22 protein-coding genes and 1 pseudogene are annotated in these 23,515 nt (G+C 46.9%); 12 read left to right on the top strand and 11 right to left on the bottom strand.

Features of this window, described 5'->3' with window-relative positions; all coding sequences use genetic code 11:
* The first annotated feature begins 120 nt into the window (after positions 1-120).
* Positions 121-1,122 (top strand): sensor domain-containing diguanylate cyclase, encoded by a 1,002-nt coding sequence (locus tag L876_RS0109360; protein ID WP_051413050.1) that lies wholly within the window; start codon positions 121-123, stop codon positions 1,120-1,122.
* A gap of 66 nt (positions 1,123-1,188) precedes the next feature.
* The gene (locus L876_RS0109355; RefSeq protein ID WP_028763569.1) at positions 1,189-2,340 is read left to right on the top strand and encodes a sugar diacid recognition domain-containing protein; all 1,152 of its coding nucleotides are present in this window, start codon (positions 1,189-1,191) and stop codon (positions 2,338-2,340) included.
* A 2-nt stretch (positions 2,341-2,342) separates the two neighbouring features.
* Here L876_RS0109355 and L876_RS0109350 read toward each other — a convergent pair whose 3' ends face one another.
* Both L876_RS0109350 and L876_RS0109345 read right to left on the bottom strand, forming a co-directional pair.
* A complete protein-coding gene (locus L876_RS0109350; protein ID WP_037428310.1) occupies positions 2,343-4,037 on the bottom strand; it encodes an RluA family pseudouridine synthase in 1,695 nt (564 codons plus the stop codon).
* Positions 4,038-4,185: 148 nt separating this feature from the next.
* Positions 4,186-4,824, bottom strand: coding sequence for a hypothetical protein (locus L876_RS0109345; protein ID WP_028763567.1), 639 nt, complete (start codon positions 4,822-4,824; stop codon positions 4,186-4,188).
* A 296-nt stretch (positions 4,825-5,120) separates the two neighbouring features.
* Between L876_RS0109345 and L876_RS0109340 the strand changes: the two genes are divergently transcribed.
* The 8 genes and pseudogenes from L876_RS0109340 (at position 5,121) to panP (ending at position 12,598) form a co-directional block, all read left to right on the top strand.
* Positions 5,121-5,483: a hypothetical protein gene (locus tag L876_RS0109340; RefSeq protein WP_028763566.1), complete on the top strand. Its 363-nt coding sequence runs from the start codon at positions 5,121-5,123 to the stop codon at positions 5,481-5,483.
* 92 nt (positions 5,484-5,575) lie between these two features.
* A complete protein-coding gene (locus tag L876_RS0109335) occupies positions 5,576-6,013 on the top strand; it encodes a hypothetical protein (RefSeq protein WP_028763565.1) in 438 nt (145 codons plus the stop codon).
* 118 nt (positions 6,014-6,131) lie between these two features.
* Entirely contained in the window at positions 6,132-6,581 is a 450-nt protein-coding gene (locus tag L876_RS0109330) for a hypothetical protein (RefSeq protein ID WP_028763564.1), read from the top strand.
* An 89-nt stretch (positions 6,582-6,670) separates the two neighbouring features.
* Positions 6,671-6,865: a hypothetical protein gene (locus tag L876_RS0109325; RefSeq protein ID WP_028763563.1), complete on the top strand. Its 195-nt coding sequence runs from the start codon at positions 6,671-6,673 to the stop codon at positions 6,863-6,865.
* A 307-nt stretch (positions 6,866-7,172) separates the two neighbouring features.
* Positions 7,173-7,943 carry a gamma-glutamyl-gamma-aminobutyrate hydrolase family protein gene (locus L876_RS0109320; RefSeq protein ID WP_028763562.1) on the top strand — a complete coding sequence of 257 codons (771 nt, stop codon included), beginning with the start codon at positions 7,173-7,175 and terminating at the stop codon, positions 7,941-7,943.
* Between the two features lie 247 nt (positions 7,944-8,190).
* Positions 8,191-9,549 (top strand): GntP family permease, encoded by a 1,359-nt coding sequence (locus L876_RS0109315; protein WP_028763561.1) that lies wholly within the window; start codon positions 8,191-8,193, stop codon positions 9,547-9,549.
* An 85-nt stretch (positions 9,550-9,634) separates the two neighbouring features.
* A pseudogene (locus L876_RS21455) lies at positions 9,635-10,781 on the top strand (glycerate kinase).
* A 173-nt stretch (positions 10,782-10,954) separates the two neighbouring features.
* Positions 10,955-12,598 (top strand): pyridoxal-dependent aspartate 1-decarboxylase PanP, encoded by a 1,644-nt coding sequence (gene panP, locus L876_RS0109305; protein ID WP_028763560.1) that lies wholly within the window; start codon positions 10,955-10,957, stop codon positions 12,596-12,598.
* A gap of 59 nt (positions 12,599-12,657) precedes the next feature.
* Here panP and L876_RS0109300 read toward each other — a convergent pair whose 3' ends face one another.
* From L876_RS0109300 to L876_RS0109275, 6 genes are all read right to left on the bottom strand, one after another.
* Positions 12,658-13,071, bottom strand: coding sequence for a thiol-disulfide oxidoreductase DCC family protein (locus L876_RS0109300; protein ID WP_037428288.1), 414 nt, complete (start codon positions 13,069-13,071; stop codon positions 12,658-12,660).
* Positions 13,068-13,757 (bottom strand): helix-turn-helix transcriptional regulator, encoded by a 690-nt coding sequence (locus L876_RS0109295; RefSeq protein WP_028763558.1) that lies wholly within the window; start codon positions 13,755-13,757, stop codon positions 13,068-13,070. Before L876_RS0109295 ends, L876_RS0109300 begins: the two co-directional genes overlap by 4 nt.
* Before the next feature lie 51 nt (positions 13,758-13,808).
* Positions 13,809-14,276 carry a GyrI-like domain-containing protein gene (locus L876_RS0109290; RefSeq protein WP_028763557.1) on the bottom strand — a complete coding sequence of 156 codons (468 nt, stop codon included), beginning with the start codon at positions 14,274-14,276 and terminating at the stop codon, positions 13,809-13,811.
* 28 nt (positions 14,277-14,304) lie between these two features.
* Positions 14,305-14,688: a VOC family protein gene (locus L876_RS0109285; protein WP_028763556.1), complete on the bottom strand. Its 384-nt coding sequence runs from the start codon at positions 14,686-14,688 to the stop codon at positions 14,305-14,307.
* A 124-nt stretch (positions 14,689-14,812) separates the two neighbouring features.
* Positions 14,813-15,814: a hypothetical protein gene (locus tag L876_RS21450; RefSeq protein WP_248674547.1), complete on the bottom strand. Its 1,002-nt coding sequence runs from the start codon at positions 15,812-15,814 to the stop codon at positions 14,813-14,815.
* Between the two features lie 195 nt (positions 15,815-16,009).
* Positions 16,010-17,761 carry a phospho-sugar mutase gene (locus L876_RS0109275; RefSeq protein WP_028763555.1) on the bottom strand — a complete coding sequence of 584 codons (1,752 nt, stop codon included), beginning with the start codon at positions 17,759-17,761 and terminating at the stop codon, positions 16,010-16,012.
* A 203-nt stretch (positions 17,762-17,964) separates the two neighbouring features.
* On the opposite strand from L876_RS0109275, the gene L876_RS0109270 reads away from it, so the two are divergent.
* Positions 17,965-18,747 carry a type 2 periplasmic-binding domain-containing protein gene (locus L876_RS0109270; RefSeq protein WP_028763554.1) on the top strand — a complete coding sequence of 261 codons (783 nt, stop codon included), beginning with the start codon at positions 17,965-17,967 and terminating at the stop codon, positions 18,745-18,747.
* Between the two features lie 115 nt (positions 18,748-18,862).
* On the opposite strand, the gene L876_RS0109265 is transcribed toward L876_RS0109270, so the two are convergent.
* Positions 18,863-19,723, bottom strand: a complete 861-nt coding sequence (locus L876_RS0109265) for a substrate-binding periplasmic protein (protein WP_248674545.1) — start codon at positions 19,721-19,723, stop codon at positions 18,863-18,865.
* A gap of 216 nt (positions 19,724-19,939) precedes the next feature.
* Between L876_RS0109265 and L876_RS0109260 the strand changes: the two genes are divergently transcribed.
* Positions 19,940-20,773, top strand: coding sequence for an RluA family pseudouridine synthase (locus L876_RS0109260; RefSeq protein ID WP_028763552.1), 834 nt, complete (start codon positions 19,940-19,942; stop codon positions 20,771-20,773).
* An 81-nt stretch (positions 20,774-20,854) separates the two neighbouring features.
* On the opposite strand, the gene L876_RS0109255 is transcribed toward L876_RS0109260, so the two are convergent.
* Both L876_RS0109255 and L876_RS0109250 read right to left on the bottom strand, forming a co-directional pair.
* Positions 20,855-22,807, bottom strand: a complete 1,953-nt coding sequence (locus L876_RS0109255; RefSeq protein ID WP_028763551.1) for a monovalent cation:proton antiporter-2 (CPA2) family protein — start codon at positions 22,805-22,807, stop codon at positions 20,855-20,857.
* 2 nt (positions 22,808-22,809) lie between these two features.
* The gene (locus tag L876_RS0109250) at positions 22,810-23,430 is read right to left on the bottom strand and encodes an NAD(P)H-dependent oxidoreductase (protein ID WP_028763550.1); all 621 of its coding nucleotides are present in this window, start codon (positions 23,428-23,430) and stop codon (positions 22,810-22,812) included.
* Positions 23,431-23,515: the final 85 nt, after the last annotated feature.

Below are 23,515 nucleotides of genomic sequence, written 5' to 3'. Positions count from 1 at the left end.
TTATTACCCGATCTCATTCAAAGCCTATCTTTCCCCCTTGGCTCAGCCACAACCTAATCCACAGCTCAAATTGCCAAATATTGACTAAACTTATCAATATCATCCGATTCTGGACAACCTATGAAACGTCAGCAACCCACTCACTTTGGTCCCTACCCCTACAACTCACTGCTCGATATGGAGATCGAACAGATTGACTGGTTACGTTGGCAGCGCCTCGTCAATACCGTGGCTGCAATGTTTGATGCCCCGGCTACCTTCATCAACCAAGCCAATCGTAAAGGTATCGAAGTGATCGTCGCCTCTGAGCTGCCAGATACTCGCTACTCACCGGGCGGCCATAGTGATGTGGATACTAATATCTATTGCCATCACGTGGTCAAAGACTCAAAAGCGCTATACGTGCGAGATGCTGGTGCCGACGAACAATGGTTAGACAACCCCGAATACACCGAAGATAACTATGCCTCTTATCTCGGAATGCCCATCTGTTGGCCCGACGGCTCTGTCTTTGGTACCCTGTGTGTGCTCGACACCCACCCCACCAATTATCCCGACTCCTATGTCAAAGCGCTGGCAGTGATTAAAGAGGTGATAGACAGCGATCTCAAACACCTCTACCGTGAAAACCAACTGCTAACCCTTAGCTATACCGACCCACTAACACTCATCTACAATCGCCGTGGTTTTAGCGATTTGATGAACAGCACGCGAGAGTTAGCCAGACGCCTTAATCGACAATTAGTGCTGCTCTATTTCGATCTAGACCACTTTAAAATGATCAATGACCGCTACGGTCATCAAGTGGGCGATGAGCACCTTAAAACATTCGCCAAAACATTAAAAAGCAACAGTCGCACCTGTGACTTAGTGGCGCGCTGGGGCGGTGACGAATTTGTAGTGCTGATCCATGCCGAAACCCCAGCCAGTATTAGTCTGTATGACAAGCGATTACAACGCGCATTGGCTCAACTCGATATCACTCCCGCCATCGAATACTCCATGGGTTATGCCGTTATCAAACCCGATGATGTTGGCGCTAATCAAACGCTACTAGATATCGCCGATCAACAGATGTATAGCCAAAAACAGGCGAAGCACGCCACAAAACCCCAAAGCTAAACTGGTGGTAAAATTGCTTTTCACGTAAGCTAAATGCCATCTTTTTAACACTCATGTAGCCTGCCAGTGTATTTCCTCGATGCGTCGTTAGCACAACAAATAGTCAATCGCACCATGGCCATTATTGGTCATAATATCAATGTGATGAATAATCAAGGCACCATTTTAGGCTCAGGCGACCCACATCGCATTGGCTCAGTGCACGAAGGCGCATTACTCGCTATCAGTCAAAACCGTACCGTCGAGATTAACGCCGCTGGCGCTGACAACTTGCAAGGGGTTAAACCAGGCATTAATCTACCGCTCCATTATCAAGGCGAAATCATCGGTGTCATCGGCATCACTGGCGAACCTGAGCACCTTATCGCCTATGGTGAGCTACTCAAAATGAGCGCCGAAATGATTGTCGAGCAAGCGAACTCCCTTGAACTTGTACAGTGGCAAAACCGCCAACAAGAGGAGTTTATTCTCCAGCTGATTAAGGGGGAACACCGCGACATGACGCACCTGCAGTCTTGGGCGACTCGGCTTAACATTGACTTAAACACACCTCGCGTTGTCGCCGTTATTCAGGTGCAAGATGACAATGCCCAAACCACGGCAAACTCACTGTTAAAACAGGTACTCAACCTATTGGAAACCCCTTCCCGTGGGAACTTAATAGCCATGAGTTCAATGACAGAACTGGTAATCCTCAAACCCGCATTTCTTGATGGCAAGCAGTGGAGTGCCAACCTTGAAAGTCAGCGTATCGATCAATTGCTTAAACGCCTGCCTAGTGAAATGAGTGCCAAGCTCAACATCGCCCTCGGCCGCTATTTCCCCCTGCCAACCGACATTCATCGCTCTTACCAAACCGCCAAAGAAACCCTACGATTTGGGATGCAAATGCATCCAGAGCAGAGTAAATATCTGTTTGAAGACTATGCCCTACTGGTGATGTTATCGGGCCTAAAAGATGACTGGCGCGGGCAGCAGTTATTGCAACCCTTTGAGCGCTTAATTGAACAAGATAGTAATCAACAACTACGCAAAACCCTCACCGCCTATCTCAACCATTTTGGCGATCAACAGGCCTGCGCAAAACACCTGTTTGTGCACCGTAATACCTTAAGGTATCGCCTTGAAAAAATTGCTCAAATTACCAATATCGACCTCAATAGCCTCAACGGACTTTTGCAACTCTATTTGGGACAAGCCATGTTAGCGGCCAAGTAAGATTAAGGCGCAAGGCTAAAATCCACATCCACTTCAAAGATCATACGCTCGTTGGTCAACGGATGATTTAACACCAATCTTTGCGCGTGCAGATGTAAACGGTTGGCTTTACTGCCGTACAGATCGTCGCCAATAATCGGCAGGTGCAGACCATCATGATGGGCACAATGCACCCGCAATTGATGTGTACGGCCAGTATGAGGGTAAAGATAGAGCAGGGTGTTGGCCAAAGTGCGCGACTTAACCTGCCAACGTGTATGAGCATGTTTACCATGCTCATAACAGACCAATTGCCGTGGTCTATCATCTAAATCGACCCTAAGCGGCAGGCTTATTTCACCTTGTTCACCTTCGACCACACCAGCTACTTGCGCCACATAGCGCTTCTCTACCGTCCGTGCAATAAACTGCTGCGCCAAAGATTTATTGGCTTCCCGTGTCAGTGCAATCACCATTAAGCCTGAGGTAGACATATCCAAGCGGTGCACAATAAGCGGCCCAGTGGCCATTGGAAACAGCGCCTTCATCCGGGCATACACTGAATCGCTAATATTTTTACCTGGTACAGAGAGAAACTCGGCTGGCTTATTGACCACAACAATCGCTTCATCTTGGTAGATAATCTCAATCGACTTTCCCTCTGCAGGATTAGCTAACAGTGGATTATCGTCCATCTCAATTCCGTCAAGCATATGGCTCAAAATGGGTTGGCACTTACCTTGGCATGCACCATAGAAATTTTTATGTTGTTTCACCTCAGATTTAGGTGAGGCTCCCCACCAAAACTCCGCTATGGCTAAGGGGGTGAATCCATGGCTAAACGCATATTGCAGTAACTTAGGGGCGGCGCACTCCCCCGCCCCCGCTGGCGGTTGATGAGTGGGTGCATCCTTAAATATCTGATTAAGATCGCGCAGTTCTCCCGCTTGATTTAAAAAGCGATACTGAGCGAATAGCTTTTGCTGCAAAACGTTGGACTGCATAGCGCGACGTACTTTGAGTGACTCAATCTCATTTTCTAACCTTTGTAGCGAGGCATTAACGGTTGCAATACCGCTATCCCAATGCGCTTTAATCGCTTTTAGCTGATTCTTTTGTGCCACACTCTCTTGACCTAGCTGCAGGTTAAGCACCGCCAACTCCTGTGGATTCAATTCAGCTTCAGCCTGGGTTCGCTTTAGCTTACGTGCTTTACGCCCTGCGATAATTGTTGCGCGCATTGCTTCAAGCTCATCATCCGCCGCTTGTACTAGTGCAGCTAATTGCTCTCTCAACATCGATAGTTCGGTCGAATCCTCAAGGTGAGTTAGCTCATAGGTCAACTGATTTATCGCTTGTTGCTCAGCATGAAAGAAGCCATCTTCCGTCAACATATCAAATACTGGCGGCACAAAACCATTAATGAGATTTTGTTCGGCCAGCTTGCCAGAAAATGCGGCTAAATACCCTAATTCTCCGCGGTTGTTACGCACCAACAACACACCAAACATCTTACCAATGGCATTGGCTTTATCGTTGCCTAAGCCAAAGTTATGCTGCCAGTCAGTCTGCGTGCTCAAATATGTTTGTAACTCCGCAGCCGCCAACACACATAAGGGGTGCGGCTCATAATAAAACGGAAAAGTGAAACGTTCGGGTAGTTGATAACTATCGATTGGCGATTTAAACAGAGTAAAACAGTGCTGAGCAGAATACATGGGCATTTAACATCTTTTGCTGATACTGAGTGAGCGAGACGAAGTTAACACTCGCTAACGAAGCAGAGGATTTTACGCTGTCAGGGCGTTGAAGTCATTATTTAGCGATCAGATGAATGCTGTAGTGGTCAACTAAAATTGGCCAAATCTATTCTTCGTAGCCGCACATGGGAGCATATTTATTATCTCCTTGGTTACAGATCTCCACTCTTACATCCTCTTCAATTCCTTTACCTGTGATACAGGAAGCCGTTACGTCCGCAATTTTCTGGTTTAACCTTTTAGTTGCTTGGAAATCCTCTTCAAAAATATCCAAAGCAATAGAGCTCCAAGATTTTTCTAGATACGCTAACATGTTTTTGGCTCTAATTAGCTCTAGGTAAAAGTCATAGTGTTGGGTACTCGCTTTCTCTGCCTCTAGCACTTTTATCCTTTTGTTAATTTCAGCAACCCTCACTGAATGACGTTCCTCATCTAGATCCATGAGCTCGAAATCTAAGTTCATCAGTTCATAGCCAATATCAGACCAAAATTCCTCTTCAAAAGATTTAATTCTAAATTCAAGCCCTTCAATCGCACCACTGTAGGCAGTGTTGTGCTTGCTGTCTCTTTCTATAATGTCAGTGCGCTCGTCCGCCTCTTTAACATCTTGCTTTAGTATCACAGAGGCATCTATACACTCCTGAAACTGACTCGCGGTAAGGATAATGAGATCGTCATCAGCGCAAGCGTTAACGCTTGTCATGAGGATAAGTGCTGTGAATAGTGGTATTGAAAATCTGTTCATGACTATCTGCCTGAGATCTAAGTTCGACACTGATATTAACGCTACTGTATCGAAGTACTTATTTCTTTGACGCTTGTCACCTTAAGTGATTTAATCAATTGTTGTAGAAACCTCTATATCAACTTGTTCAATTTTGCCGGCGAATCATTCAACCCCCAAAAAGAAATTAGGAACTTACCCAAATGCGTAAAGAGACAATAGAAATCTATTACTTAATAAGACGCAGCTACAGAACGTTTACTCGCGGGTGCCCCTAATCCTCCCTCCAGATCTCGACGCTATGAGTCATTCAAAAAATGAAACTACGGATTCTCTTTTTAGTCATATTTTCTCTATTAGGTTGTGAATACAGGGGTGAAAGCAAAGTCTCCGAGGAGCTGAAGTGGTTACTAAATGCAGATCCCAAAGAAGATTTTGAAAAATCAATTGCGAGTGGAGATCGTCGATTTGTCGGCGTTATTGGTATGTTTATCACGGTTCCATATTTTGATGAAGAATGTATCACTGACGACAAGGTGCGATTAATTCAAATTTCGGATATGGTCGATAGTTACGAGCAAGAAAAGTTGCAAGCAATAGCACCTATTTATGCCTCAACTTTTAACCTATACATGCTGAAACATTGGAATACACATGGCATTAAACCTTGTGACTCATAACAAGTTTGTTGAGTTCGCCCAACAAGTTGGGCAGGGGCACGTAAATAGCAGTCGTCCCTAGCCAAAGCGTTAGCCATTTTTAAGGAGGAATAATGTTCAACGCAGAGAATAAAGCCTTAGTTTTGGCTGCTTATTGCAGTGGTTTAGCTGCAATGGCTCATTTAGGTTGTATCATCTTTGGTGGTGATTGGTATCGTTTTTTCGGTGCAGGTGAACAGATGGCAACACTAGCAGAGCAAGGTCATTGGTATCCTTCAGCCGTTACGTCAGTGATTGTCGTTGTACTTTCAATCTGGACTTTATACGGTTTATCTGCCGCAAAGGTGATTCGTCAGCTGCCTCTTATTCGTTTAGCTTTAATTGTTATTTCATCTATCTATTTAATCCGTGGTGTCGGTTTTATATGGCTAATGCCAATGTTTCCAGGCAATAGCCTGACGTTCTGGCTAGTGAGTTCAGGGATATGCTTAACCATAGGATTATTGTACGCCGTCGGTACCTTGCAAATGTGGCCACGCCTCAATGTATAACCTGTACAACCCCATTAAAAAAAAGCTATACAGTTGACTAGCGAATAATTACCGCGCATGTTAGCGCACAAGCTTTGCGCTAACATGCGCAGATCATTAACCGTTCAAGGAAGAAAAGATGACTGTTGTTAGATTGCTCTTATTGAATATCAGCCTGGCGATTTGTTACTACGCACTATCTATTGCCGCTATTGGAGTCGCTGCTGCCGGTAAAATATTTTGGTGGTTTCAATGGCAAGATAACTTCCATTTTTACCATATCGCCCAAAATTTTATCGGTATTGGTCTAGCGGCCCTACTCCCAGCCTATCTTGTCCACAGTTATGAATCAGATAACAAGTGGTTATGCATTGGCCTTGTTATTGTTCTCTCAATGAGTTTACACGGCAACATCCATTATGTGCCTTGGGATCCCGTAGGCATTGTTAGGTTTTTTAATGACACCTTGTTACGCGGTGATGCTGGCTCGGTGGGGATATTTTTAGAAATCTTATTCATGCCTATCCTTTGGCTGTTGGCGTTTGAGCGAATGCCCAATAGGGTTATGCCTCGCAAGTTCGTCCACTGATCCAAAATAGCCATTACAGTAACGAGCACATAACTGCAGATAGAGTGAGCGGCAATCGCCCACTCTAGTCATTCAAGAAAGGATTTTACATGTCGATAAACGCGACACTGATAGGCCAAATCGTGTTTGTATTAGCCATCATCATGATCGTTAGCACACTAAAATTTGCTAAGGGAAAGGCCGACAATTTGGCATTAGTTGGTCTTTACGCGCTACTGCTTAATTTTACTATGCCGCCAGTTGGTTGGCTATACTGTGGCTACTGGGCTAATAAAAAAGGCTAACGATACTGGTTAGCGTACTTTGCTATAGGGTGAAGTACCTCCCCCCTTACCCATTCATCATTCGACGCTAGCCAAAAGCCTGTCACGGTTAGTAACCTTTCCCCTTCCATCAAATGACTACTAGGGCAAAATGATTACTAGCGTAAAATATTAAAAACATCACTTTAAATTTGTTTGACATAACGAACAATATTGGGGCAGACTGAAGCTCGAACAATGTGAACTTATCACGTGTTCGCCTTTCGAATTTAGCATGATGAAACGGCTAAGACGAAAGCTCATTAATGATATTTGCATCAGGTGATCTATGCCCACAACACAAACAAAAAACGCTAAGAAACCCACGATATTAATGACCATGGGACGACAAGACAGAAATGGCCACCCCTACCAAGTCATGACCCACAAATATATGCAACCCATTGTCGAATTTGCCAACTGTATCCCATTGCTGGTGCCAAGCTGTTTTGGTATTGATGACATTGAACAGTACCTTGATATGGCCGATGGCGTTTACCTTTCTGGGGCAGGTTCAAACATTGACCCCGCGCTTTATGGCCAAGAAAACCTCACCCCTGAAAAGACTCAAGATGTAGACCGAGACAATTTTGACATTGCCATTATTCATGCCGCATTAAAACGCAAACTGCCGTTATTGGGCGTGTGCCGAGGCATGCAAGAGATCAATGTCGCCCTTGGTGGTGATCTGCACCAAAAAGTGTATGCCGAAGATCATCTTGATGACCATCGTGAAGACCCTAATACATCGGTCGATGAACAGTATGGTCCACGGCACACGGTAAACATTGTCCCAGGCACTTGGCTGCATGCCCTATTAGGCGACTGCACCACGATTAACTCACTTCACGGCCAAGGCATAGATACCTTAGGTGAGGGCCTTGAGCCACTCGCTCATGCTGACGACGGCCTAATTGAAGCGATTCATGGCCCTGCCTTCGAGCAATTTATTTTAGGTGTTCAGTGGCATCCTGAGTGGCAGACCCGTGACAACCCCGATTCAATCAAGTTATTTCAAACCTTCGGCGAGGCTTGCCAAGCTCATGCGCTAAGCAAGTAACTCATTAACCGCTGTACAGCAAACCCAAATGGGGCCATTTGGGTTTGTCGCCCGCCCAGCTTTGTGCGCTCGCACAAAAATCAATGTAATTAATGGCTTATTTTAGTGGGTAAGAATAAAGCCAGATTGTCTTAATCTGCGGATAATAGCCAAAGCCTGAAATACCTTAGCCCTCACATATGTGACGCAGACTAAGCGGGTCATAGTTCAAATTAATAAACAATACTAACCCAAGATAGGGACCCCTATGAACCTAGTACTGATCCTGCTAGCGGTGATTGCGTTTATCGTCATTGCTACCTCCAAGTTTAAACTTCATCCATTTTTAACCCTGATTTTAGCCTCATTTATTGCGGCATTTGCCTATGGGCTGCCGAGTAGCGATATTGCCAAAACCATCACTACAGGGTTTGGCGGTATATTAGGCTATATCGGTCTGGTTATTGTGCTCGGTACCATTATCGGTACAATTTTAGAGAAGAGTGGCGCGGCAATAACCATGGCTGATGTGGTCATTAAAGTGTTGGGACAACGCTTTCCAACACTGACCATGTCAATCATAGGTTACTTGGTCTCTATTCCTGTGTTCTGTGATTCGGGGTTTGTCATCCTCAACTCATTAAAGCAATCCATGGCCAATCGCATGAAAGTCTCAAGCGTGTCGATGAGTGTCGCACTCGCAACGGGCCTTTATGCCACGCATACTTTTGTACCGCCAACACCCGGTCCTATTGCGGCGGCAGGTAACTTAGGCCTTGAATCAAACCTCGGTCTAGTCATCGGTGTTGGTGTCTTTGTGGCTGCCGTTGCCGCTCTAGCGGGAATGCTATGGGCTAACCGCTTTGCTAATGTCGAACCCGATGGCGAGGGCGCTGAAGAGTTAAAACAGCACGTTGAAGATTTTGAATCGCTCAAAGCCGCGTACGGCACCTTGCCTTCTCCGGCCAAAGCCTTTGCTCCTATCTTTGTCCCGATTTTACTGATCTGCCTAGGATCGATTGCCAACTTCCCCTCTAAGCCCCTTGGGACTGATGGGCTATTTGACCTATTGGTATTCCTTGGCCAACCCGTGAACGCACTGATGATAGGTCTACTATTATCGCTACTGCTATTAAAAGGCAGTAACAAGATTAAGGAGTTTAGCGAGCGCATCAGCCAAGGGCTCGTGGTCGCTGCCCCGATTTTGCTTATCACGGGTGCAGGTGGTGCATTTGGCGCAGTGTTAAAAGCCACTGAGATCGGAACCTTTTTGGGTAGTTCGCTGTCAGCATTGGGCATTGGCATCTTTATGCCCTTTATCGTTGCAGCGGCGCTTAAATCGGCGCAAGGTTCATCGACTGTGGCGCTCGTCGCAACCTCAGCACTTGTTGCGCCCATGTTGGGTGATATTGGTCTTGCCAGCGACATGGGCCGCGTGCTGACAGTGATGGCCATTGGTGCAGGCGCCATGACCGTTTCCCACGCCAACGATAGTTTTTTCTGGGTCGTCACCCAATTTAGCCGCATGAGTGTTAAACGAGCCTATAAAGCACAAACCATGGCAACCTTAGTACAAGGGGTGACCGCCATGATACTTGTCTATTTACTCAGCCTCGTTCTACTCTAAAGCCTGTCATGGCCGTCATGATGCCTACCAGTATCATGACAGCCATTAACTCTGGTTATTCCCCCCTGACTTATAGGAAATATCAATGAAAATAGTCATTGCGCCCGATTCATACAAAGAAAGCCTGAGCGCTATGGAAGTTGCGAACGAAATTGAACGCGGATTTCGTGAAGTGCTCCCCAATGCTGACTATGTAAAAGTGCCCGTTGCTGATGGCGGCGAAGGAACGGTGCAATCTCTGGTTGATGCAACAGGCGGTAAAATAATTGAGCTAACAGTCATCGGCCCCCTTGGTGAGCCAGTCAGTGCCCACTACGGTATTTTGGGGGGCGAGAATACCCACACGGCCGTAATTGAAATGGCCGCGGCATCGGGGCTTCAACATGTACCCCACAGTCGCCGCGATCCGCAATATACCACCAGCTATGGTACAGGCGAGCTAATTTGCCATGCCCTCAATTCGGGGATTAAACATATCATTCTTGGCTTAGGCGGGAGTGCTACCAACGATGGTGGTGTGGGGATGTTACAAGCACTTGGCGCACATTTTCTTGATGCCCATGGTCAACCTATCTCCCCTGGTGGAGCAGCCCTTGCACAACTGTGTACTATCGATATTAGCCAGTTGCATCCTGGGCTGTCACGCTGTCAACTTGAGGTTGCCTGTGATGTCAACAACCCACTTTGCGGCAGCAACGGGGCCTCTGCGGTCTTTGGCCCTCAAAAAGGCGCGACAACAGAGATGATTGAACAGCTCGACAAAGCCCTGTCTCAGTTAGCCGATATCACGGCAACACAGACCTTAACCGACCATCGACACTCTCCTGGCGCTGGCGCGGCTGGCGGCATGGGTTTTGCGGTGTTAGCCTTTCTTAATGCTGACCTAAAGCCCGGCATCGATATTGTCATGAAGGCGGTGGGCTTGGCTAACACTCTTAAAGGCGCGACCCTTGCGATCACAGGAGAGGGGCGCTTAGATAGTCAGACATTACATGGCAAGACCCCAATGGGCGTGACGCGTGAAGCCAATAAACTCGGTATTCCTGTAATCGCTATTGCCGGGTGTGTCAGCGATGATGCCAACATCTTACTTGAGCATGGTATTGATGCCATTTTTTCCATTACCCCCCCGAGCCATGGCTCTAGAGAGTGTATTGAGCAATGCCAAGCACAACCTCTACACAACCTCTATTAACATTGCTGCATTGTATAACACCAATCGGCCTAGATAAGAGTAAGGCGCGAGTTCAGGTCAATAGCCTGACTCGCTTCTTTACACTGAGTCGACCAAGCATTTCATTTTTCTCCTTGATGCCGTATACAGCTTACAGTACAGTTAGCTCCTTTTTTTGACCGACTAGATGCCTGCATTTTAGGCTGAGTCTCAGTTAAGCGACACAGTTCGATGACATCAAAACCACAACGACAAGCAACGGCATCCGAAGAAGCGTTAATGCGTATATTCACCCTGCCAGAAGCGCCCCATTCCACCTTGGGGCAAATTGAAAAAGAGCTCTCTGAAAACCTAATGGGCTTTCTTAAAGAGAACATTGTTGCTGTCGAAAAGCCGTTAACCGAGATAGAAAAAGATTTCCAAGCGCACCAGGTTCCAGCCTCACCGAGCTTTGTCTCCGACTATGCCGAGCAGATGATGCAAACCCTAGTAGCCCACAGCGTGCACACCTCTGCACCGAGCTTTATCGGTCACATGACCTCTGCGCTGCCCTACTTTGTCTTGCCACTGTCTAAGATGATGGTCGGGCTGAATCAAAACCTCGTTAAGATAGAAACATCCAAAGCCTTCACGCCACTAGAACGTCAAGTGCTGGGCATGATGCACCATTTGGTATATGGCCAAAGCGATAGTTTTTATAACAATTGGATGCACAGTGCTAGCCACTCTCTTGGGGCATTTTGCTCCGGCGGCACCGTGGCCAATATCACCGCATTATGGATTGCCCGTAACCGTGTACTACAAGCTAGTGGCGACTTTAAAGGGATCGCGGCATCAGGCCTAATGGCTGGTCTACGTCATTATGGCTATGACGATTTAGCCATTTTGGTGTCAACCCGAGGGCACTACTCCCTTGGAAAATCGGCCGATCTGTTAGGCATAGGCCGTGACAATATTGTCAGTATTCCCTGTAGCGATGACAACAAAGTCGATGTAGATAAAATGCGCCAAGCCGCTGAACAGCTTGCGGCAAAAAATATCAAAGTGATGGCTATTGTTGGTGTGGCAGGCACCACAGAAACCGGTAATATCGACCCACTTAATGAACTGGCCGACTTAGCCCATACGTTAGGGTGTCACTTCCATGTAGATGCCGCATGGGGCGGCGCTAGCCTGTTATCAAACAAATATCGTTATCTGCTGGCAGGTATCGAGCGGGCCGACTCCATCACCATTGATGCCCATAAACAGATGTATGTACCTATGGGCGCAGGCATGGTGCTGTTTAAAGACCCTGAATTTGCCAACGCCATTAAACATCACGCCGAATATATTCTGCGTAAAGGTTCAAAAGATTTAGGCAGCCAAACCCTAGAGGGTTCGCGCCCCGGGATGGCGATGTTAGTGCATGCTTGTTTACAGGTCATTGGCCGAGACGGCTATGAGATACTGATTAACAACAGCTTAGAAAAAGCACGCTATTTTGCCGAACTGATTAAGCAGCAAGGTGATTTTCAGTTGGTATCGGCGCCAGAGCTATGCCTGCTGACTTATCGCTATGTGCCAGCTCAAGTACAAGCCCTACTGACTCATGCAGTCAAGCATGACGACCTAGAGTTAGTGACCCAAATAAACCAGCTACTCGATGGCTTAACTAAGTTTGTGCAAAAGCGTCAACGGGAACAGGGCAAATCATTTGTATCACGCACGCGTATCACGCCAGATAACAACTTAGGTTTAACCTCTGTGGTATTTAGGGTGGTGTTAGCAAACCCGCTAACGGGCCATGACATCTTGCAACAGGTACTCGCAGAGCAACGTGAAATAGCGCAGCAAGACGCGTTATTCTTACCGCAACTGTTAGCCTTAAGCTAACCGTTAACTTTAAACAAGCGCAAAAGTCAGCCTTCTATTGTATGCACCACACGGCCGCGTTATTTCACGAAGCGGCTTTTGGTTTCATCGTCAGGCAATAAACAGAGCGGACGCTGACCAAATAGACGATAGCGATAACGCACAATAAGGTCATAGCAACCATCTCTTACCCCTAACGGCAACCAGCGAAAAAAACGCAGCCAAGGCCAGCAACCGGTTAAGGACTGAGCAATTTCAATCGCCGCTTCACTCTTGATAAAAACTTCGCCATTTTTGATCAAATAGACGGTATCCGCTTGCATTGCAGCTTGTGAGATAGATGCCTTAGCAAGCAAAGTTTGTGCGGTGGGACTCTGCAAGGCAACAAACTGACACACAGCATTAGGGTCATGCGCGATAATAAAGCTGACGGCGCCATGACATAAATTACAGATACCATCAAACACCACCAGATAAGATTGACTCTCAGTCACAAGGACTCCTGATATTGGGCCTGCATCAAGGCGATGTAATCGGTCATCTCTTGGCCAGGGGTTAGCGTAAAATGGTCAGCTTGCGGAGCAAGGTCAATCACTCTGTCGACACGAAAGTTTCGAAAGTCATTTCTCAGCTCGCACCAAGCAAGCAGTGTCCATACCCCTTTCCAAAAATAGAGGGCTAATGGCCTAATCAGCCTTTGGCTGGCGCTCTGATTGGCATCTTGGTAGCTAAGCTGGAGATATTCTCGCTCCCGCGAGGCTTTACGTAACACATCTAAAAAAGCAAACTCTTGGTTATTGATGTAAAAATCAGGGGCAAACATCAACGACTGGTATGCCTGAAGCCGAGCGGGAAGTACCGCTTCAACTTTAATCATCGCCTGTTTGGCCGCGCTGGAAAGCTCATGCCCCCCCCAAGCTTGAACCATACGCATCCCCACTTGTATCGCCTCAAGTTCCTGTTCATTAAACATCAATGGCGGCACGTTGACTTCATGCCTCAATAAGTAACCGACACCGGCTTCCCCCTCGATGGGAATACCCGATAAGGACAGATCTTGAATATCACGATAGATAGTACGTGTTGAAACCTCTAAGCGTTCAGCCATCTGCTGCGCGGTGACGAGTCTTCGCCCTTTTAACAGCTGGACAATTTGAAATAAACGGTCGGCGCGGCGCATCACTCTCCCCAAATTAGGGCGCCATGGATAGCGCCCTCACAATGATGAATGTTAAATTGCGGTATGGACGCCGATATAGATATCAACGCTATCACCGGATGGATAGCACTCAAAGTCGGTAAGATATTGACGCGTATAGGGGCAAGATAGCGCTGCAAAATATTGCCAGATCTCTTGCCACAAGCCCACCACAGATTGTGGCATCTCACCTTGAGCATGAAAATGTAAGTAGTTACCCGGCGCTAGGGTTATCGATTCAAGGCCATCGCCAATAAGCCCACCGTTCTCGCCATCCGCCATAAACCCTACCATGACAGAATAAGCGCCATCCATGTTGGACTCATAGCCATAGTAAACACCATAGGCCGGCTGCTTATTGATGATCTGTTCGCCATACAGTCCCATAAAGCGCTGCCATAACGGAGCGATTTTTTGACTCTCTGCGACAGTTTCATCCGCATTAGTAGTCCGAGTTGTCACGCCATGAATCACCAGCTTATGAAGGGTAACAAGTTCCATCTCTTTCTCTCCTATCCATGACCAATGGTTATCGGTTGGCTGACCACAAACCCACTTTATTGCCTTCGCTATCGACAAACAAGCTGATAAAACCGCATTCCCCCTCTTTAATCGCCATCACGGGCAACAATATGCTGACCCCGTTAGCAGCTAAACGCGCCACAAGCGGTTCAAGCTTATCGGACAAATGCAGATAAACGACACTACCATTCATGCTTGGCAGCATCATTTCATGCTTCACCAAACCTATACTTGCAGCTTGCTTATCTTCGGTTTCCAATATCGCCATCTCCATATCATTCATGATTTCACGGCGGAAGCTCACATCAAAATGTTGACCATAAAATGCTAAAGCTCGATCCATATTCTCAACGGCGATTTCGCCCCAAACGAGCGGTGCTTGCTGTAACATATTTCTCTCCTTGAATTAGGCTAAATGTGCCTGTCAACTGCGACAACGGCTCAAACACTTAGCAACCCAAATAGAGTAAATCGTCCCTACTGACAGCATAGTGTCAGTAGACTTAAATATGGATCTAAATATTTTGGAACATGATCTCTAAACTTAGCGTAATGATGGCCTGATTAAGTCGTGGTGTTTGCTCATCCTCTTTGCCCCAGTTGTACTCTGGTGTAATGGCATAAAACAACCAATCTCGAAGAAAATTTTGTCGATAGGTCATACCGACATTAGCATTTTTGACATAGTGATAGGGCTGGGCAACGCCATAAATACTGGCCTGATAGCTGATCGCCGCTTTGTTACTAATATATTGATATAGCTTAGCGCTACTGCCAAACTCCCAACCATTACCACGATTTTCATACTGAGCTACAGCGCTCCAACGGACAAGAAAGGTTTCATTAAAAGAGTGTTCAATATCGAACTCGGTGGACTCACCGGTGACCTTTTTCTCCTGATAGAGCTTTTGGGTTAAACGCGTAATGGTGTTTTGGGTCAGCGGATAGGTATAACGCCAACGCGCCTGCAGCTTGGGCTTAAAATTGGCACTCAGATTAAAACTGACTCGATCGCGCGAGTACCAATCATATCGCAATCCAACATCACGCTCACCTGTGTCATCCGGCCCTTTGAGAAATGCAAAGGGGTCATCCTCACCGGTGGAGTCTAAAATCAGTTTGAGCCGCTTATTCACCCCAGGTAAATTGAGTCTTGCATTCAGGTTTGCGCGATACTTAAATCCCTCTTTCTCGTAGTAAGAAAAGTCGTTATACCAGCGCACTATGGTGCCGGCTCGGGCATCTTCTTCTATCCGATCATCGACAAAAAAGCTGTCAAACCAAATGGCAGGTTGGCAAAATTTAGTATTTAGATAGTCAAAGGCTTGGTCAAACCTAGTGTCCATTTGAGACTGGCTGAAACAGGGAGCATCTGCTGGCGCCTCGGCGAGCTTAGGTGAAGAGGCTTGCTCGGCTGAAGGCGCTTTGCTGGCAGAAGGCTCATCTTGGCGTGTGCTCGCCGCTTTAGCATTCCCTAGCAAAGCCATAGGTGCCGCTTGGGCGACAACCAGTAGCATAGGCAGTAAGCCTATACTCAAGCAACAGATAATCAAAAAGCACTTAATCAACAGACAGGCTCACAACAAAAATCATGCCTAATCTTAACACTTGTTGCGTACCAATTGCAGTAACAAAGCACGCTGACTCAATGGGTTATAACGGCAACAATACGTTAAACTGCCGCCGATATTAAAACCCGAAAGCGAGAGCCTTTACGCTAAAGATTGTTGATGCATTGTGGTTAGCTTAGCCATTGCCAGCGCTGCGCGTTGCTGCACATCCTGCAAGGTATCATCGGCGCTGAATTGCTCAATCACCTCGTAGTAACACTTCACTTTCGGCTCAGTGCCTGAAGGCCTTACGATCACTCTCGCGCCTCCTTCAAGCTGATAAATCAGTACATCACTGACAGGGAGGTCGATAACACATTCACTGCCGTCGGCAAAACGCCGTATACCAATACTGATATCATCGACACTGATAATTGCGCGCTCCGCTATCTCAGTCGGTGGCTGACGACGAAGGCGATCACCTATCGTTGGTTGACTCATATCGCTCGCAGATAAAGCAATACTGACCTGTTCATTAAGGTAAAAACCATACTGTCGATAGATGGCGTCTAAGCGATCCCAAATCGTTTGTCCCTTGGATGCCAACTCAGCAGTGAGCTGCGCAAATGCAACCAGGGCCGAAAGACCATCTTTATCCCACACCATATTACCTATGGTGTAACCGAGTGCCTCTTCATAGGCAAATATGAAGCGGTTATCGGCAGATTGTTTACTCATCCCTACATTGGTGAGCCATTTAAACCCTGTTAAGGTAGTTTCGCAAACCGCATTCATCGATGTGGCAATTTGCGATAGCAAGCTGGATGAGACAATGGTGCGACACGTGAGGCGCTGATCATCACTGGCATGGGACAACAGATAGTGACCAAAGAGCACGCCAACCTGGTCACCCGTTAACATTTGATAGGCAGCACTAGCATCCATCTCGGGCGTGGCATGGCTGAGACGAACCGCTACGGCAAAACGATCGGCATCGGGATCGTTAGCACACGCTAACATCGCCGAGTGTTTATGCGCTTCTGCCATGACCAAATCCATCGCCCCAGCCTCCTCAGGGTTTGGAAAGTTCACCGTAGGGAAGTCGCCATCGGGTTCTCGTTGCGCCGCTACGCTATAGACCTGGGTCACCCCGGCATCCTTCAGTACCATTTCAGCCATCTCGGCCCCCACGCCATGCATGGCGGTGTAAGCCAAACTCACTTTTTCTGGCGATGTATGATTTTGCAGCACCTCGGCCTGACGAATACCTTGTCGATAAGCTTGATAAAAATCATCATCTAGCATCACCAAACGATCCGCTAAGCGTGCTTTCTCTAGTGACATTAAACCAATAGGTGCTGTGGCGGCATGTTCAATACAGGCAGCAATACCTGTGTCATGGGGAGGAATAATCTGCGCACCATTACCCCAATAAACCTTATAGCCATTGTATTGCGGCGGATTATGACTTGCAGTCACCACAATGCCAGCCGCTGCGCCAAGATGCAGAACACCGAAGGCCACCAGCGGTGTCGGTGCAATCTTGACCGTGAGATACACTTTAATCCCTGCAGCGGCTAACACCATGGCCGTATCATGGGCAAATTGCTTACTGTCATGGCGACCATCATAACCAACAACCACACCACGTTCAGCACAGTCACTGACCTGCGCCATCAAATATTGTGCTACCCCCATGGACGTTTGTTGTACCACAAGGCGATTCATCCGCATCGGTCCTGCGCCAACAACACCGCGAATGCCTGCGGTGCCAAAAGCTAAACGCCCACTAAAACGTGCCGCTAATACTTCGCTGTCGCCACTATCGATTAATGCTTGGATCTCACGACGACTGCTTTCATCTTTATCAAGATTCAACCAATGGTGAATCTTTGCCTGTAAATGTGTGTCCATTACCAACCCCTTTTTAGCATGACTATTTTTGCCAAAAATTACTGAGAACAATTACCATTAACAGTATGCTGGTGACGCACCTAGAACAAGTGAATTTGCATTAAAGATGATTTAACCATGTAATTTAAATGAACGAAAAACGGTCTTAAAACTTGCGAGCTTGTCATTGCACGTTAACTTTAATAGGGAGAGGAGAAAGACTATTGAAATTTTTTTGGTTCGCCATATCGCTACTGTGTTGTTCAGCTTGGGCAAGTACCTCTGACGGTGAGCGTCAAGATATTGCACTTTACACTTATCATTACATGCCACCTTATGTGATTAATCCCGCAAAGGAGGTTGGCTTGTTCTATGATATTGCGAGATTTTTTAATCAACATCAGCAAACCTATAAATTTACAGTCTCCTATATTCCGCGTAAACGTCTTAATTACCAACTCAGTATCAATGAATTTGAAGGTATGGTCATTGGGGTTAATCCCATCTGGTTTAAAGACTTGAATCAATCCACCTATCTATGGTCTGTCCCATTTATGCAGGACCAAGATGAGATCATTTCGCACTTGAGTAACCCTGTGGAGTTTAAGACGCCACAAGCCCTTTACGATAAGCGAGTCGGCGGGATCACAGGGTTTCGTTACCACACGATTGATCAGCTCGTTGCCGATGGGTTTGTAACCCGCATTAACACGGCCAATGAATCGCAACTGATAAAAATGCTGCTAAAGAATCGTTTTGACTGCGCTATTGTTTCCCGTGCCACGACCATTTATTACCAAAATTTACTGAACACTAACCAAGCACTCTACTTCTCCAGCGTGCCCCATGACCAATACACCCGTCATATATTGGTGCCAAAGCGGCTAAGTGCTGAGTTTAACGCCATAACCCCCCTGATTGAGCAGCTGATAAGTAACTACCAGTGGCAACAGAAAATGCAACAATATGATACAGCTCTTCCTGCAAAGTCTGAGGAGTCGCGCTAAAGCGCAAAGCAGAACATAGTTAACATGGCTTGGACACGAGAAAATGTGAGGGTTTGAGAGGGTGTATTGGCAAGGTTATGATTGGCGTAACATAGCGATGTATGAATAGGCACAACTAGTCAAACCACAAAGATCGTTCACTGAGTAGATTCTTGGAGCTATCAGATAACAACGGATTGTCGAGTTTAAATACACGTCGATTAGGTAGGTTAGCGCGCTGTAACATATCGGCCGTAATTGCATGATGATAAAACAGGTCATCGAAACTTCCATCCACTAACGCAGCGCGCAGTCCATGCTCAATGCGCTCTGCCAGCAAGGTATTATCTCGATTAACAAAAAAATAGATTGGCGATGGGTAAGTCACCATAAAAGACTCATCAACAATAAGTTCTGGGTGCCCAACCACTTCATCCCAAGGCTCATGTAACGCGCGGAGAAAATAGTCGAAACGCGCCTTATTTAACATGGCAATTAAGTTCTTCGCCGCGCCGCGCACTAAAGTAAAGCCTTGTTGCTGCAAAATATCGCTATCGGGCCAATCGGTACCCTGACCCACAATCAATCGCTTAAGCTGTTCGACACTATTGATATCGGCAAATTTTTGTTTGTCTTCGGCACGAACAATGGCGATTCGATGACCCATTAACCCTTTTAACAGTGGGAAATAGATAGCGCTTAAGGTCTGCTCTCGCGTTTTAGATGTCATAGTCCAAACCACATCTAACTGTTGCTGTTCGACCAACTTTATCGTCCGCCCTTGGGGCATCTCCATCGTGACAGGTTCTAACTGATAATCACCATATTGACTGCGACTTTTCTCCATTGCCAAGCGCAACAGGTCGATATAATAGCTTTGTTTGGGATCAACAAATTGTATCGACAAATTATAACGCACCAACATAGGCTCAGCGGCCTGTGTCGCTGTACTCCAGCACATCATGAGCAGGTAGCAGCTCAACAGCAGTCGAATCATGGCTTCATCCTTTGAAGTTAACTCCATCTATCCACTTGCCTCGGCGTTGCTCTCAATCGAGCAGTCGGCAACAAATGACACCACCTCATTATAGCAGCATAAATTTGCCGATTAACACTAAACACATTAAACCACCCACAGTATAAGCAGGTGTCCAATGCCCGCCAAGTTAGTGTAAACTTGCACGCGCCGAACAGCCCAAGAGATAGCGCTCCAATGACCAGCAGTAAATTTGAATGCCACCTTACCATTGCCACTGACGATGATGCGGTGGCCTTGTTAGCCGCGCACAGCCAACTGTCTAAGCAGGTAATCAAGCAAGCCATGGCAAAGGGGGCGGTATGGCTAACTCGTGGTAAATATACCCAACGTCTTCGTCGTGCTAAAAAACGCTTAAAAGTTGGTGATGAGCTGCATCTTTATTACAACCAAGCCGTGTTGGCACAGACAGTTGATGATGCATTATTGCTGTTAGATAAAGGCGATTACAGCATTTGGTATAAGCCTTACGCTATGCTATGCCAAGGCTCAAAATGGAGCGACCATACCACCATCAATCGCTTTGTTGAAACGCACTTAAGCCCGCAGCGTCCAGCGTTTATCATTCATCGATTAGATAGAGCGGCAACAGGCTTGGTCTTAATTGGTCACAGCAAATCTGCAACAGCGGCACTGGCAGCACTGTTTGAGCAGCGTCAATTAGACAAACAGTATCGGGTTATCGTTGAAGGTGAATTTCCATCAAGGACACAGCACATTGACTCAGATGTTGATGGCAAAGTGGCGTGTTCTCACGCAACCTTGATTGAATATGACAAGAAACAAGATCGCTCACTCGTCCAAGTGAAGATTGATACGGGCCGCAAGCATCAAATTCGCATTCATATGGCCAGTTTAGGTCATCCCGTCGTTGGCGATCGTCAACATGGTCATGCAGACGAACATGCGCCAAATTTGCAGCTCACCGCCTGTTTTCTCACTTTTATCTGCCCAATAAGCGGTGAGACAGTTAATCAAGATCTGCCTGATGCGTTAAAACCTCATTTGTAAACATTGTCCCCTGCATGGGAATTCAATGAGTGCACACCACGAAAAAGCCATCACGATTGTGATGGCTTTTTCTCACGCTAGCTATCCGTTGGCATCGTTATCTGCTCGCTGAGCATCGTCATGATCAAGCACCTCATCATACCCTTTTGGTGGCGGTGTCCAACCTCGTTCACTGGTCGCATGCTTATCGCTGCGATCTTTTAGCATCGCCGCCTTTATGGTTTCCTCAAGCTCAATAAACAGCTTGCGGTAGTTATTGTCGAAACGCTCACCTGAGCTGTCATCACACCACGCTTGGTAGAGAATTTTTGAACTACGCTGCTCAATCCGCTTAAAGGTATTTTTTTGCTGCTCAACTTGAAATGGGTGAAACCCAAGACACTTCAACGCGTCGACCCCAAGTTCAATACTAGAATGAAAAGTCTCCTTTTGAATATGATCAGCCCCAGCACTGTGTAAGATATAGGCATGACCACGGTCAAATGCCCGCGCTAACACTTTCACTCTGGGATAGGTCTGCTTAACATACTTCACCAACTCCGTAGTGCTCTCAGGATTGTCCATTGCCACCACTAATAACGAAGCCTCTTCGATACCCGCGGTATGAAGCAGATCAGGCCGGGTGGCATCACCAAAGTAGCTTTTAACATTGATACTTCTGAGAATATCAACTTGGCTGACTTGATGATCCAGTACCACGGTTTTCACCCCATTCGCGGTGAGCATCCGATTGACTATCTGGCCGAAGCGACCAACACCAGCAATAATCACCGTTCCTTGTTCATCAATCACATCGGCCTCACGCTGATGACTACCCTGTCGATAACGCGGCACAATGACCTTATCAAACAGAATAAATAATCCTGGGGTCAAAAACATGCTCAGCGCCACCACTAAGGATAAAACCTGCGCCATTTCCATAGGAATCACATGGTTTTGCACCGTAAAACTGAGCAGTACAAACCCAAACTCCCCCGCTTGAGCCAAGCTCAGGGCAAACAACCACTTATCGCTATGACGGATTTTAAATACAACCGCAAGCAGCAGCAACACCAGCGCTTTAAGCAGCATAAGGCCTAAAGTCAGACCTAAGATTAAACCTAAGTCTTGGGCTAAGATGCCAAAATCAATTCCCGCGCCGACGGTAATAAAAAAGAGCCCCAACAATAGGCCTTTAAATGGGTCGATATTGGACTCCAGCTCATGACGAAACTCACTATTGGCAAGCACGACTCCAGCGAGGAACGTGCCCAAGGCAGGTGAAAGCCCGACTAGACTCATCAAGGCGGCAATTCCTATCACTAGCATCAGTGCGGTGGCGGTAAATATCTCCCGTAAACCCGAACTGGCCACAAACCGAAATAGTGGCCGACTCAGATAGTGGCCACCGACCACCACCATGGCGATAGCAGCAGTGATCACCAAACCGTAAGCCCAACCAGGTAATCCAGCCACTAAGCTGATCTCCTCATGATGCTCTGCCGCCTCGCCAACAGCCAACTGTGCCTTGTCGATCAACTCCGGCAATGCGAGCAATGGAATAAAGGCGAGCATAGGGATCACAGCGATATCTTGAAACAGCAGTACTGAAAACGCGTTGCGTCCCCCTTCGGTCTTGCCTAAACCTTTCTCGTTAAAGGTTTGCAACACAATAGCGGTCGACGACAACGCAAACACTAAGCCAATGGTCAGAGCGATGGACCATTGGATACTAAACCACAGTGCGATAGCCATCACGGCGATAGTCGTTAGTCCAACTTGTAAACCACCCAGCCCCATCAATCTGTGGCGCATCGCCCACAGCATCTTCGGCTCCAACTCCAAGCCCACCACAAATAGCATCATGACGACACCAAACTCAGCGAAGTGTTGAATCACATTAGTCTCATCGCCCACTAAGCCAACCACAGGACCAATGACCACCCCAGCAATTAAGTAACCCAGCACAGAGCCTAAACCAAAGCGTTTGGCTAGCGGTACAGCAATCACCGCAGCGACTAAATAGATAAAGGCTTGTAAGAAATACCCGGTCATCCTTAATCCCCCAAGATAATTTGATCTAAACTGTGATTGAGCTTCCCCAGCCCAGACGCCATGTCTAAATCGACGCGATCTTCCACTAGTGCTTTAAGTAATCGACGCCACTTGCGGCGATGGGCATCCATACGATCATCCTCTGATGCCGTTCTCGCGCCAAACAGTGCTAATGGCGGTAGATAGTGCATTCCGGTGAGACTGGCAGTTTGTTCAAGGGGCGCCAATAGCTGCCTGATTGTGAAATGGTTATAACCTTGAGCTTGGTAAGCTTCCTCTTTTCCCCCTGCGGTCAAGGCACACAAAAACGGCTTACCCTTGAGTTGCTCCCCATCGGTGCCATAGGCAAACCCATACTCCAGCACCAGATCTTGCCACTCCTTTAACATTGCGGGAGTGGAGTACCAATAGAGAGGAAACTGAAAAATAATGATGTCGTGATCCACAAGCCGTTGCTGCTCTTGCTCAATATCAATATCGAAGGTGGGGTATTCACCGTATAGATCAACAGCCGTGACCCCCTCAATGGCTTTAGCCGTTTCAAATAAGGGAATATTTACTTCAGAGCGGTGCTGTGAGGGATGCGCCAGCAATAACAAAATACGCTTTTTAATCTCAGACATAGCAGTCCTTTACCTAATACTTCTACCATTAGTCAAATGATGGGTTAATGGGAGGAGTATGAAACGTCGCGACGGTTCTAGAAAA

It is taken from the genome of Shewanella colwelliana ATCC 39565 (genome assembly GCF_000518705.1).
Lineage (GTDB): Bacteria > Pseudomonadota > Gammaproteobacteria > Enterobacterales > Shewanellaceae > Shewanella > Shewanella colwelliana.
Note: the sequence above shows the minus strand (reverse complement) of the source record. Positions and strands in the feature narration are given on the sequence as shown.